The following is a 13,149-nucleotide window of genomic DNA, read 5'->3' as shown; positions in this document are numbered from 1 at the left end:
GGCGCCGCGGGTCAGCACAGTGTTACTCTTCTTCTTCCCACGCCTGGGCGCGTGCCACGGCTTTTTTCCAGCCGGCATAGCGTACGTTGCGTTCGGTGGTTTCAATGCTTGGACGGAATTCGCGTTCCACCACGGCTTTAGCACGAACTTCTTCCAGATCGTTCCAGAAGCCGACCGCCAGACCGGCAAGGTACGCTGCACCCAGCGCGGTCACTTCGCGCACTTCCGGACGCTCCACGCGCGTCCCGAGAATATCGGACTGGAACTGCATCAGGAAGTTGTTGGCCACCGCACCGCCATCCACGCGCAGCGACTGCAGGCGGGTATCGGCATCGTTCTGCATTGCTTCCAGCACATCACGCGTCTGGTAAGCGATGGACTCCAGCGTGGCGCGAATGATGTGGTTGGCGTTGGCACCACGGGTCAGACCGAAGATTGCGCCGCGCGCATACGGGTCCCAGTACGGTGCGCCAAGACCGGTAAAGGCCGGCACCATGTACACACCGTTGGTGTCTTTGACTTTCATCGCGAAGTATTCGGAGTCGCCCGCATCGCTGATCAGCTTCATCTCATCGCGCAGCCACTGAATGGACGCACCACCGATGAACACGGCACCTTCCAGCGCGTAGTTCACCTCGCCGCGTGGACCGCAGGCGATGGTGGTCAGCAGACCGTGAGTTGAGGTAACCGCTTCGGTACCGGTGTTCATCAGCATAAAGCAGCCGGTGCCGTAGGTGTTTTTCGCCATACCAGGCTGCACACACAGCTGACCATACAGCGCAGCCTGCTGGTCACCGGCGATACCGGCGATAGGAATACGCGTACCGCCCTTACCACCAATGTTAGTCTGGCCGTAGATTTCGGACGATCCTTTCACTTCCGGCAGCATTTCACGCGGAATATCCAGAATCTCCAGCATGCGCGCATCCCACTCCAGCTTGTGGATGTTGTACATCATGGTACGCGATGCGTTGGTGTGATCGGTGATGTGCACGCGGCCCTGGGTCATTTTCCACACCAGCCAGGTGTCGACGGTGCCGAACAGCAGTTCGCCGCGTTTTGCCCGCTCGCGCGCGCCTTCCACATGGTCGAGAATCCACTTCACCTTGGTGCCGGAGAAGTACGGGTTAATCACCAGGCCGGTGGTGTGCTGGATGTACTCTTCCAGACCCTCTTTCTTCAGCTTGTTACAGTAGTCGGCGGTACGTGGATCCTGCCAGACGATGGCGTTGTAAATTGGTTTGCCGGTCTCTTTGTCCCAGACAATCGCGGTTTCACGCTGGTTGGTGATACCGATGGCGGCGATCTGGTCAGAACGGATATCAGCGTGCGCCAGCACTTCCACCAGCGTGGAGCTCTGCGAGGCCCAGATGTCCATCGGATCGTGTTCAACCCAGCCGGCTTTCGGGTAGATCTGGGTGAATTCGCGCTGTGAGACGGCGACGATGTTGGCGTCATGATCGAGCACCACGGCACGTGAGCTGGTTGTGCCCTGATCGAGCGCGACAATATATTTTTTATCAGTCGTAGTCATTATGGTTTCCTGATGATTAACGATGAAACTTACGCTTTACGCTGCTCAGCGCGCGCGACCGGTTTTTCTGTTTTACTGGTTTCTGCAAGGTTGCCCGGCAGGTGACGGCCAATCAGCGCACGGTAACCGAAGGCTCCGAGGCAGGCACCGACCAGCGGGCCAAAAATTGGCACCAGGAAGTAAGGAATATCTTTACCACCGGTGAACGCCACGTTACCCCAGCCCGCGAAGAAGGCGAACAGCTTCGGACCGAAGTCACGCGCCGGGTTCAGGGCGAAGCCGGTCAGCGGACCCATGGAACCGCCAATCACCGCCACCAGCAGACCAATCAGCAGCGGCGCCAGCGGGCCACGCGGTACGCCGTTGCCATCGTCGGTCAGCGCCATGATCACCGCCATCAGCACGGCAGTAATCACCATTTCTACCAGGAACGCCTGCGCCACGGTGATGTGCGGGTTCGGATAGGTGGAGAAGATACCGGCCAGATCGAGGCTTTGCACGCTGCCGCGTACCATCTGGTGGCTGGCTTCGTAATCAAAGAACAGATTGTAGTAAAGACCGTAGACCAGCGCCGCCGCACAGAACGCGCCAGCGATTTGCGACACAATATAAGGTAAAACTTTGCGGCCTTCGAAGTTGGCGAACAGGCACAGGGCAACCGTGACTGCCGGATTGAGGTGAGCGCCGGATACGCCTGCGCTCAGATAAACCGCCATGGAGACAGCAAGACCCCAGATGATACAAATTTCCCACTGGCCGAATGCGGCACCGGCCAGCTTCAGCGCCGCCACACAGCCGGCACCAAAAAAGATGATCAAACCGGTACCGAGAAACTCGGCGATGCACTGACCTTTGAGTGTGTTCGTTGTCTGACTCATAATGGAATTCCTGAAGCGAGGTTAAATTTTATCAGTTTTTGTTCTCAATCCTTGAGTCGCCCAGCTCTAATGTAGGGTTGATGTGAATTTATCGTTAACGAGCATAAACGAGAAATAGCGAAATCGAATTTTGTGTGCCGTGTCATAAAAATGCGCGTTTTCGCGTCTTTTGCCTGTGTTTAGGGCCAAAAACCCCCGCTGCGCTGCACCCTGCGCGTGTGACCGCGCGCAAAATGCGCGAAGTTGCGCGTTTTCCAGGTATAAACTGAAAAGTGTTACAGACTTCCCTCGCAGGCCTTGTGCTGCTGGACTTGCCGGGTGTGGCTACATACAATCGGGACATCGTGGCTGGACGCACTATTTTAAGGCACGCCCGGTCTATCAACGCCTTGCACGATTTAGGAGAGGTCAGAAAGATGTCATTTGAAGTATTCGAGAAACTGGAAGCGAAAGTACAGCAGGCGATTGATACCATCACCCTGCTGCAGATGGAAATTGAAGAGCTGAAAGAGCAGAACAATAACCTGAAAAATGAAATGAGCCAGGCATCCGGCAATCACGAAGCGCTGGCGCGTGAAAATCAGCATCTGAAAGAAGAGCAGCATGTATGGCAGGAGCGCCTGCGTGCACTGCTGGGAAAAATGGAAGAAGTTTAAGCCTCAGCGCTTAAACCAACGGGTGCCGCGGCACCCGTTTTTGTTTGTCGCTTACTCGATGTCGAGTGCGTCTTCAGACAGGATCATGCCGGTGTTGTCGGCGTAGAGATGATCGCCGGAGAAGAAGGTGACGCCGCCGAAGTTAACCCGCACGTCGCTCTCACCGATGCCTTCGCCTGCGGCGCCAGCCGGAATGGCCGCAATCGCCTGAATGCCGATCTCCAGCTCTTCCAGTTCATCGACCTGGCGAACCGAGCCGTACACCACGATGCCTTCCCACTCGTTTTGCGCCGCCAGTCTTGCTAACTGAGCATCAACCAGCGCGCGCCGCACTGAGCCGCCGCCATCGACCAGCAGCACGCGACCGCGACCGTTCTCTTCGAGCAGGTCATACAGCAGGCCGTTGTCTTCGAAACATTTCACTGTGGTAATTTGACCACCGAATGAGGTGCGCCCACCAAAGTTCGAAAAAAGCGGTTCAACAACGTTCACTTCTTCATGGTAGATGTCGCAGAGTTCAGATGTATCGTATTTCATAAGGATGTCGTCTGTTTGCCACAGGAGCGGTAAGTATATCGCTATCTGACGATTGTTGGCAAAATCATCAACCGCCAAAAAAAGCGCTGCATCAATATCCTGCGTAATAATTTGTCTGCGGCGGAGAGAACAGCGGCGCGTGGCAACAGCGCCGCAGGGGAAGCGTTACACGGCGGGCTTCTTGAAGGCCTGCTTGTGTGAGATACGGGAAATCAGCTCGGTCAGCGACAGCACCATGGTGGATCGCACCATCTGCAGGTAGCGCTGCTGCTGCATGGCGCGCAGCGCGGCGTCGTCGCGGGTGAAATCGGGTTGCGGCGGCCAGGCCAGCACGCAGTGCAGTTCGCCGAACGGGCCGAGTATTTCATCGTCGGTAAAGCGGTAGTCGCTGGTGTCGTGATTCAGCTCCTCACGCAGCGCCAGCAGCAGCTCGCAGTCTTCGTATTCGTGGCGATTGATCACCCCCAGGCCGTAGATAAGCTTCAGGCGTACCGACAGCTCGCCCAGCGGGCCGTCGCCCAGCAGCAGCGGTTCCACCGCATATTTCACCGCGTAGTCGTCTTTGCGAAAGACCTGCAGCACCAGCAGATTGACTGCTTCCGCCAGCAGTTCGACAGCGGCGATCAGGAAGCTTCTCACCGAACGACCGGCGTTCAGCCGCTCAAGCACCCGGTTTTCAAAAGCCTGCTTCTCTTCCATTATTGCCTGCATCATTCAGCTACCGTCGACGGGCACGCGGCTGCCGTGCCCGAATTGACCACTAAAGGGCGCGCATTATGCCATAGCGTGGTAAGCGCTCACCACTGAGCTCACTACTTCGCTATTGGCATCAAGGCCAGAAATCTCCGCCAGCGCCGCCTGTGGGCCTTTCTGCGCGATCAGTGACGCCAGCTCCTGCGCCTGCGGATCGGCTTCGCTGCGATAGTGCATCGCGGCGGCAATGCCCTGCACCAGGCTGGCGTGCGGCAGCTGATACTCCAGCGTGCCCAGCGTTGGCTTGATCAGGCGATCGCCGGCACTCAGCTTACGCAGCGGCTGACGGCCGACGCGCTCGACGTCATCTTTCAGGTACGGGTTTTCGAAACGCGTGAGGATTTTCTGGATATACGCGGCATGTTTCTCCGCATCAAAACCATAACGCTTGATCAGCACCGCGCCGCTCTCCTGCATCGCGCCCTGCACCACGGCACGTACTTTCTGGTCGAGAATGGCTTCGCGAATGGTGGCGTGACCGGCGAGCTTACCGAGATAAGCGGTAATGGCGTGGCCGGTGTTGAGGGTAAACAGCTTGCGCTCGACGAACGCCATCAGGTTATCAGTCAGCTCCATGCCAGGAATGTCCGGCAGCGCGCCTTTAAACTGGGTTTTGTCGACGATCCACTCGCTGAAGGTTTCTACGGTAACTTCCAGCGGATCGGTGCTGCCGGCTTCAGATGGCGGCACAATGCGGTCAACTGCCGAATCAACAAAGCCAACATGCTCTTCAACCCACGCATGATACTGCTGCGGCAGCGCCTTCAGTACGTGCTGCTTCAGCTGGCTGGTGCCGCGCACCATGTTTTCACAGGCGATGATATTCAGCGGACGGACATTACCGTTGTCACTGCGTTTGGCCAGACCCTGCGCCACGCTGCCCGCGATGCGCTCAAGGATCTGCGGACCAACCGCCGTGGTAACGATATCAACCTCAGCGATCAGCGTGACGATGTCGTCGCTGGTGCTGTTCACCGCGCTGACGCCGGTAACGATTTCAACCTGCGCCTGCTCGCCCACCACGTGAACCGGATACTCATGACGGGCGTTAAGGGCATCAAGCACCACCTGATTCACATCAGCAAACACCAGTTCGATACCGGCATCCGCCAGCAGCTTACCGATAAATCCACGGCCGATGTTACCTGCTCCAAAATGTAACGCTTTCATAAATTTGACCCATATCAAATGACGAAGGGGCGGGCATGTCCGCCCCGGAAAGTGGGGACGGGCTTGCCCGCCCCAGGGAAGTTAAAACCGCGAATTACGCGTTGGCAGTGCTGCCAGACAGCAGATCCAGCACATCCTGCACGCTGGTGGTGTTCGCCAGCTTCTCAATTACGCTATCGTCGTCGAGCGCATTGGTCAGGCTGGTGATCACCTGAATGTGTTCGTTATTGCGTGCGGCAATACCAATCACCAGTCGCGCGACTTCGTCCGGCTCATCGCCAAACTGCACGCCGGCCGGATACTGACAGAATACCACGCCGGTTTTCAGCACGCGGTCTTTGGCTTCGACGGTGCCGTGCGGCACAGCGATGGATTCACCGAGGTAGGTTGGCGTCAGCTGCTCGCGAGCCAGCATCGCTTCAACGTATTCCGGCTGCACGTAACCGCCTTTCACCAGCTGCTCGCCTGCGAAGCGAATCGCCTGCTCTTTATTGCTGGCGCTCAGGCCGAGGAACACGTTATCAGCGCCCAGTTTGAACAGGTGCGCGCTGCCGTCGTCATAGCTGTCTGCCAGCGCGGTCTGCACTGTTTCACGGTGGGCTTCGCTGCGGTTCGCCGCCACCAGACGCTCAGTCAGGTTGGTGTACAGCGCGCTGTCGAGGAAGTTGTTCAGCGAGATGTGCTGCGCCTGTGGCGCCTGACGCATCGCACGTTCGGTCAGATCGCGGTGAGTAATCACCAGATCAACATCGCCCGGCAGCGAGTTAATCGCGCTGTTGGTCACAGAGATATTGCTCAGGCCCGCATCCTGCACCTTCTTGCGCAGCACGCCTGCGCCCATGGCGCTGGAGCCCATACCGGCATCACAGGCGACGATGATTTTGCGCACGTGGCTGACGTCAACGCTGCTGGCATCGGCAACCACCGGTGAACCGGCAACGGCCTGGCCTTTTGACTGCGCTTTCATGTCTTTCATGCGCTGGGTCGCTGCTTCAATGTCGTCTTCTTCTTTTACTTTGCTGGTTTTCAGCAGAATCGAGGAGACCACGAAGGAGACGGCGAAAGCCGCAACGATAGCCGCGATGTTAGCGAAGTAAGCGCCTTTTGGCGTCATCGCCAGCACGGCCAGAATCGAACCTGGTGAGGCCGGTGATACCAGACCGCCGTTCAGCAGCGTCAGGGTGAACACACCGGTCATACCGCCGAGGATTACTGCCAGCAGCAGGCGCGGCGCCATCAGCACGTACGGGAAGTAGATTTCGTGGATACCGCCAAGGAAGTGGATGATCGCTGCACCGCCCGCCGACTGCTTGGCGCTGCCGCGGCCAAAGATCATATAAGCAACCAGCACGCCCATACCCGGACCCGGGTTCGCTTCAATCAGGAAGAAGATCGATTTGCCCGCTTCGCTGGCCTGCTGGATACCCAGCGGCGAGAAGATACCATGGTTGATGGCGTTATTGAGGAACAGGATTTTCGCCGGTTCAACAAAGATTGAGGTCAGCGGCAGCAGGTTGTTCTGCACCATCAGGTTTACGCCGGCGGCGAGAATGTGCGACAGACCTTCTACCAGCGGACCGATAGCGAGGAAGGCCAGCAGCGCCAGCAGCATACCGATAATACCGGCCGAGAAGTTGTTGACCAGCATCTCGAAGCCGCTTTTGATTTTGCCGTCAACCGCGCGGTCAAACGACTTGATCGCCCAGCCGCCCAGCGGACCGGCAATCATCGAGCCAAGGAACATCGGCATATCGGCACCGACGATCACGCCCATGGTGGTGATGGCACCGACCACGCCGCCGCGATCGCCACCCACCAGACGACCACCGGTGAAGCCGATGAGCAACGGCAGCAGGTAGGTAATCATCGGGCCGACCAGCTTGGCCAGCGTTTCGTTAGGAATCCATCCGGTTGGAATGAACAGTGCTGTGATGATACCCCAGGCGATAAACGCACCGATGTTTGGCATCACCATATTACTCAGAAAGCGACCAAAGCTCTGAACCTTGACCTTGACTGATGAGGACATAAACCCACCCCTTATTGAGACGCGCTGCAATAAGAGAGCGCGTTTGTTTTTGTTAAGACGTTACGGCGGGGGCCGTGGCATTACTGTATGCACGCGGACTCTAGCACTAGTTGATTACACTGCGTAGCGTCAGGAAAAAGTGTGATACATATCACGCTAAGTTGGGGTGGGCAGGGGGATTAAAGGTGACTTTGATCACAAAAATACCCTGTAAGAAAGCAACGCCGGCGAAAAAATGCGCGCAACAGCGGTAGAAATGTGACAAAAATCACCTTTCACCTGGGCCGGTTTGTTTCACAAATGTGATTGAGATCACAAACTATTTTTGGTTGAAAATGCGCCAGATCACACTCTGTGCTGACAGAAAAAGGCGATGTAAGGAAGTGACGAAAATCTGAAAAGCGGGCAGTGGAGAACTGCCCGCTGAACGGCTTACTGCAAACCGCCCTGTACGGCATTTTGTGCCTGGGTCAGCGCCTGCGTGTTGCTGGCGAGATTGCTCATCAGCGTGTTGTACTGCGTGGCCTGCTCCTGCGTCGGGAACTGAACGCCGCCGTCATTGAAGCTGACGCGTGCGCCCTGCGACTGCAGATAATCGCCGGCCTGAACTGCCGACTGGCTCAGCGCCTGCAGCTGCGGCAGCAGCGGGATCAGCGTGCTGGCTGGCTGCGTCACCACTTTGGCGTACACGCTGTCGTACACTTTCTTCAGATCGTCCGGCTGCTTCAGCGTGGCTTTGCTGCTGTCGGCCTGCATCTTGGCGCTCTGAATCTGCTGCGTCAGCACGCTCAGATTGCCGCTCGCCTGGCGCAGGCTGTCGCGGCGTGTCAGATAATCCTGCGGCACGCGGATGGCCGCCAGCTCATCAACCACCGGGCGCATGCCCTGATCCACCGCCTGATTCACCTGCTGCGAGAAGCCATACAGGATGGCGTAATCACTGGCGTAGTTACCGAAGGTTTGCTTCTGGTTTTCGCTCAGGCTGGGCAGATGTTCACCGCTGCGCATCACGGTGTTTTGCAGAAAATCAGTAAAGGCTTTGCGCTGATCGCCCTCTTTATCGCCGCAGGCGGTAAGCTGCAGCACAAGTAGCACGCCGGTCAGCAGCATGCCGCTACGCATCCAGATGCGGGAAATTCCTGACGCCATAATTCAACTCCTGTTGTGACGATGGCTAAATTCGATTCGCTGGGAAAGGTCCTAAAGAATAGTGCAATGGCCCCGGCTGTACAACGGCTGGTCTGCAGTGCTTCACGCTGGTGCGTGCCTGCTGCACAACTGTGCAGCGCAGCCTGCCTGCGAGCGCAGCGCTGTGCAATAACATATGTAATTCAGGCTGATAGCAACCTGGCATTGATATTGCCTGCTTTCTGGCAGATGCAGGAGCGATCGCGGGCAACCGACGTCGCCACACAATTTGCAATGGGTCACTAGGGTTCCGATCGCGAGATGCTGGTCCGAGAGTGACCGACCGTCCTCTGACGGTTACACGGCGGGAAAAAAGCCCGGGAGGAAAGCGAGAACGTTGCTCGCCGCCTCCTGCCTGATTTTCGTCCGTTAACGCCAGAGGAATCATCATGATTAAAGCCTGTCTGCGCCTGCTGCTGATTTGCAGCGTCGCCCTGTTCAGCGTTCCGTCGCTGGCCGCCGCTAAACCTTCCTTTAAGCTTTGCTGGTCCATCTACGCTGGCTGGATGCCGTGGGATTACGCCCAGCAAAGCGGCATCGTGAAAAAGTGGGCCGATAAGTACGGCATTGATATTCAGTTTGTGCAGGTTAACGACTATATCGAGTCGGTTAATCAGTACACCGCAGGTGGCTTTGACGGCTGCACCATGACCAACATGGATGCGCTGACCATTCCGGCCACTGGCGGCGTCGACAGCACCGCGCTGATTGTCGGCGACTACTCCAACGGTAACGACGGCATTCTGCTTAAAGGCGCGGACAGCGTCAGCGCGCTGAAAGGCAAACCCATCAACCTCGTCGAACTCTCGGTCTCACACTATCTGCTGGCGCGCGCGCTGGAGAAATCCGGCATGAGCGAGAAAGACGTCAGGGTGGTTAATACCGCCGATGCCGATCTGGTGGCGGCATTTGGTACTGCTGACGTTAACGCCATCGTCACGTGGAATCCGCTGCTGGCGGAAGCAGAGAAGCAGCCGGACAGCCATCTGGTGTTCTCCTCAGCGCAGATCCCGGGCGAAATCCTCGACCTGCTGGTGGTCAACACCGCCACGCTCAACAATTATCCTCAGCTCGGCAAAGCGCTGACCGGCGCCTGGTACGAGACGCTGCACAGCATGGCCGGACAGAGCGACAGTGCCAAAGCGGCGCGCACGCAGATGGCGCAGGCATCCGGTACCGATCTGGCCGGTTTTGATCAGCAGCTTGCCGCGACACACCTGTTCAGCGATGCCAAAACCACGCTGGATTTTGTCGATAGCCCGCAGTTAAAAGCCACGATGCAGCTGGTGGCCGAATTCTCCTTTAAACACGGTCTGCTGGGCGAAGGCGCGCCGGGGGCCGATGCGGTAGGGGTCGCTACCCCGGCCGGTAACTGGGGCGATGCCGGCAACATCAAACTGCGCTTTACCGACACCTTCACCAAACTGGCCGCTGCCGGTCAGCTGTAAGCGAGACGCTGCCGATGCGTAAATTGATCAACTACCAACCGCTGCCGCTCGGCCGCCTGCTGCTTGGCATTCTGCCGCTGCTGGCGGTGCTGCTGGTCTATCTGTTCGCGTCGGATGCGCGCCTCAGCCTGAACGCGGCAGACAAACTGCTGCCGGGATTCAACGCCATGGGCGAGGCCATCAGCCGGATGGCGTTTCAGCCCAGCCCGCGCACCGGCGAGTATCTGCTGTGGAGCGATACCGCCGCCAGCCTGCTGCGTTTGCTGAGCGGCGTTGTTATCAGCGCGCTGCTGGCGCTGGCAATCGGCCTGTTCACCGGCGCGCTGCCGGTGGTGCGCGCGGTGCTGGCGCCGCTGGTGACGCTGTTTGCGCTGGTGCCGCCGCTGGCAATTCTGCCCATTCTGTTTATCTGCTTTGGCCTTGGCGAAGTCTCCAAAGTGGTGCTGATCGTTATCGGCATCACGCCGCTGATCGCCCGCGATCTGCAACTGCAGGTGCAGAAAATCCCGCAGGAGCAGCTGGTCAAGGCGCAGACGCTGGGTGCGCATAGCGCGCAGATTCTGTGGCGAGTGATTCTGCCGCAGCTGATGCCGCGCCTGTGCGATGCGGTGCGGCTGTCGCTCTGTTCGGCGTGGCTGTTCCTGATTGCTGCCGAAGCGATTGCGGCCACGGAAGGTCTCGGTTATCGCATCTTCCTGATGCGCCGCTATCTGGCCATGGATGTGATTCTGCCGTACGTGGCATGGATTACCCTGCTGGCCTTTGCCCTCGACCTGCTGCTGCGGCTCGTCAGCCGACGCTGCTGGCCGTGGTATCACGCCAAATAAGGAACGCGCGATGCCCTTACTGCAACTGAAAAATCTGGAAAAACACTACGGCGATCAGGTGGTGCTGGAGCGGCTGAATATGCAGGTCGAGCGCGGCGAGTTCGTGGCGATTGTCGGCGCGTCCGGCTGCGGCAAAACCACGTTTCTGAATATGCTGCTCGGCACCGAAGCGCCGACCAAAGGCGAGCTGCTGCTGGATGGCGCACCGATTCCCGACGAGCCGGATGCCCATCGCGGCGTGGTGTTTCAGCGCTACTCGGTGTTTCCGCATCTGACGGTGCTCGGCAACGTGATGCTGGCTGACGAGTTCAGCAGCGCACGCTGGCTGGGACGCGTCTGGGGACGCAAACGTCAGGCGATTCGCCAGCGCGCGCAGGCAATGCTGGCGCAGGTCGGACTGGAACAGGCGCAGAGCAAATATCCGCATCAGCTGTCGGGCGGCATGCAGCAACGTCTGGCCCTGGCGCAGGCGCTGATGAAACAGCCGCGCATTCTGCTGCTGGATGAACCTTTCGGCGCGCTCGATCCCGGTATTCGCAGCGAGATGCATCAGCTGATTACCCAGCTGTGGCAGCAGCATCAGCTGACCATTTTCATGATCACCCACGATCTGAAAGAGGGCTTCAGCCTCGCGTCACGCCTGCTGGTGTTCGACAAACTGCGCCACGATCCGCACGCGCCGCAAGCCTGGGGCGCCACTATCACTTACGACCTGCCGCTGGATCGCACTCAGCCCGCCGCTGAAGTGCTGTCCGCAACGCAGGTGGCTTAAAGGAGAGCACGATGCAGCCATACCAAACCCTGCTGCCCGCCGGGGCGCACTGGTCTTTTGTCATGCGCAGCGGCAGCGCGCTGACGCTGACTGATGTGGAGGGCGGCGCCAGCGCCAGCCTGCTGTTTTATAACCCGGAAAACCTGCTGGAGCGCTACAACGCGCCGGATACGCTCAAATGCCAGCACACTTTCCGGCTCACCGCCGGCCACTGTCTCTACTCGGACATGGGGCGCATTTTCTGCGGCATTGAACACGACAGTTTCGGCTGGCACGAGAGCGTGTGCGGCACGCTGAACGCGGCACAAACGGCCGCGCGCTATGGGATCAGCGACTATCAGCAGGCGCGCAACCTGCGCCATCAAAACGGCTACGACAGCTTCCTGGTCGAGCTGGCGAAATATGGCCTTGGCCAGCGCGACATGGCGGCCTGCCTCAATCTGTTTGCGCAGGTACGCGCCGATGACCGCGGGCGTTTAACGCTGGAGCGCCAGGGCCAAGCCGGCGCGCAGGTTCGGCTGCGTTTCGCCATGGACACGCTGGTGCTGCTGCACACCTGTCCGCACCCGCTCAGCCCGGCAAGCGATTATCCGCGTCAGCCGCTGCAGCTGACGCTGGATGCGCAGCGCGCGCCGCTGCCGGAAATCTGTCTGCAGCGCGCGGAAAACCAGCGCGGCCTGCGCAATAACGCCCTCTATCAACTGCAGGGAGAAGTGTGATGATCAAAGAGAGTGAACGAAACCCGGCGCAGGCGCGTCTGCAGCAGCAGATCGACGCCGGTGATTACTGGCTGCAGCGCATTGCCGCTGGAGAAACGCTGCGCATTACCGATCTGGAAGGCAATCAGGCGGCGGATACGCTGTTTTTCAACGCCGACGATACCGCCGAGCGCTACAGCATGAGCGAGACGCTGCGCGGCCAGCACAACGTGTTTCTCACGGCCGGCAGCGTGCTGCGTTCTAATCTTGATCGGCCGATGCTGACCATCACCGCCGATACCTGTGGCCGTCACGATACGCTCGGCGGCGCCTGCTCGTGCGAGAGTAATACGGTGCGTTATGACCTCGAAAAGCGCCACATGCACTCCTGCCGTGACAGCTGGATGCTGGCGGTCGCCGCGCATCCGGAGTCTGGCCTGACGCGCCGCGATATCACGCACAACATTAACTTCTTCATGAATGTGCCGGTGACCCACGACGGCGGCCTGACGTTTGCCGATGGCATCTCCGCGCCGGGTAAGTATGTTGAGATGGTGGCGCAGATGAACATTCTGGTGCTGATCTCCAACTGTCCGCAGCTCAACAATCCCTGTAACGGTTACAACCCGACGCCGATTGCTGTCAGCGTGTGGTGATTC

The 13,149-nt window shown here is 58.6% G+C and carries 13 protein-coding genes and 1 riboswitch; of the genes, 6 read left to right on the top strand and 7 right to left on the bottom strand.

The features are described from left to right. Window positions 1-22: 22 nt before the first annotated feature. Together glpK and F3I21_RS19065 are read right to left on the bottom strand one after the other, a co-directional pair. The gene (glpK, locus tag F3I21_RS19070; protein ID WP_021507040.1) at window positions 23-1,534 is read right to left on the bottom strand and encodes a glycerol kinase GlpK; all 1,512 of its coding nucleotides are present in this window, start codon (window positions 1,532-1,534) and stop codon (window positions 23-25) included. Between the two features lie 29 nt (window positions 1,535-1,563). After that, window positions 1,564-2,412: an MIP/aquaporin family protein gene (locus tag F3I21_RS19065; protein ID WP_021507039.1), complete on the bottom strand. Its 849-nt coding sequence runs from the start codon at window positions 2,410-2,412 to the stop codon at window positions 1,564-1,566. Between the two features lie 416 nt (window positions 2,413-2,828). Between F3I21_RS19065 and zapB the strand changes: the two genes are divergently transcribed. Continuing rightward, window positions 2,829-3,068: a cell division protein ZapB gene (gene zapB / locus F3I21_RS19060; protein ID WP_021507038.1), complete on the top strand. Its 240-nt coding sequence runs from the start codon at window positions 2,829-2,831 to the stop codon at window positions 3,066-3,068. 51 nt (window positions 3,069-3,119) lie between these two features. On the opposite strand, the gene rraA is transcribed toward zapB, so the two are convergent. The 5 genes from rraA to F3I21_RS19035 form a co-directional block, all read right to left on the bottom strand. After that, a complete protein-coding gene (rraA, locus tag F3I21_RS19055) occupies window positions 3,120-3,605 on the bottom strand; it encodes a ribonuclease E activity regulator RraA (RefSeq protein ID WP_021507037.1) in 486 nt (161 codons plus the stop codon). A 165-nt stretch (window positions 3,606-3,770) separates the two neighbouring features. Further along, the gene (gene mtlR / locus F3I21_RS19050; protein WP_193717991.1) at window positions 3,771-4,319 is read right to left on the bottom strand and encodes a mannitol operon repressor MtlR; all 549 of its coding nucleotides are present in this window, start codon (window positions 4,317-4,319) and stop codon (window positions 3,771-3,773) included. 60 nt (window positions 4,320-4,379) lie between these two features. Next, window positions 4,380-5,528 (bottom strand): mannitol-1-phosphate 5-dehydrogenase, encoded by a 1,149-nt coding sequence (gene mtlD / locus F3I21_RS19045; protein ID WP_058758068.1) that lies wholly within the window; start codon window positions 5,526-5,528, stop codon window positions 4,380-4,382. A 94-nt stretch (window positions 5,529-5,622) separates the two neighbouring features. Continuing rightward, a complete protein-coding gene (locus F3I21_RS19040) occupies window positions 5,623-7,557 on the bottom strand; it encodes a PTS mannitol transporter subunit IICBA (RefSeq protein ID WP_058771034.1) in 1,935 nt (644 codons plus the stop codon). Window positions 7,558-7,989: 432 nt separating this feature from the next. Further along, the gene (locus F3I21_RS19035; protein ID WP_010616539.1) at window positions 7,990-8,706 is read right to left on the bottom strand and encodes a DUF3053 domain-containing protein; all 717 of its coding nucleotides are present in this window, start codon (window positions 8,704-8,706) and stop codon (window positions 7,990-7,992) included. Between the two features lie 270 nt (window positions 8,707-8,976). Then, window positions 8,977-9,071, top strand: a riboswitch (guanidine-I (ykkC/yxkD leader). 63 nt (window positions 9,072-9,134) lie between these two features. Here F3I21_RS19035 and F3I21_RS19030 point away from each other — a divergent pair. From F3I21_RS19030 to F3I21_RS19010, 5 genes are read left to right on the top strand one after another with little or no spacing between them, the layout of a single operon-like run. Continuing rightward, window positions 9,135-10,193, top strand: a complete 1,059-nt coding sequence (locus F3I21_RS19030; protein ID WP_150059536.1) for a putative urea ABC transporter substrate-binding protein — start codon at window positions 9,135-9,137, stop codon at window positions 10,191-10,193. Between the two features lie 14 nt (window positions 10,194-10,207). Beyond that, window positions 10,208-11,020, top strand: a complete 813-nt coding sequence (locus F3I21_RS19025) for an ABC transporter permease (protein WP_150059535.1) — start codon at window positions 10,208-10,210, stop codon at window positions 11,018-11,020. A gap of 10 nt (window positions 11,021-11,030) precedes the next feature. Next, window positions 11,031-11,792, top strand: a complete 762-nt coding sequence (locus tag F3I21_RS19020; RefSeq protein WP_058758072.1) for an ABC transporter ATP-binding protein — start codon at window positions 11,031-11,033, stop codon at window positions 11,790-11,792. 11 nt (window positions 11,793-11,803) lie between these two features. Further along, the gene (locus tag F3I21_RS19015; RefSeq protein ID WP_150059534.1) at window positions 11,804-12,511 is read left to right on the top strand and encodes an urea amidolyase associated protein UAAP1; all 708 of its coding nucleotides are present in this window, start codon (window positions 11,804-11,806) and stop codon (window positions 12,509-12,511) included. Next, window positions 12,511-13,146: an urea amidolyase associated protein UAAP2 gene (locus F3I21_RS19010; RefSeq protein ID WP_021507029.1), complete on the top strand. Its 636-nt coding sequence runs from the start codon at window positions 12,511-12,513 to the stop codon at window positions 13,144-13,146. Before F3I21_RS19015 ends, F3I21_RS19010 begins: the two co-directional genes overlap by 1 nt. The last annotated feature ends 3 nt before the right edge of the window (window positions 13,147-13,149 follow it).

The organism is Pantoea sp. B_9, from assembly GCF_008632015.1.
GTDB lineage: Bacteria > Pseudomonadota > Gammaproteobacteria > Enterobacterales > Enterobacteriaceae > Pantoea > Pantoea dispersa.
This window is presented reverse-complemented; position numbering and strand designations above follow the sequence as displayed.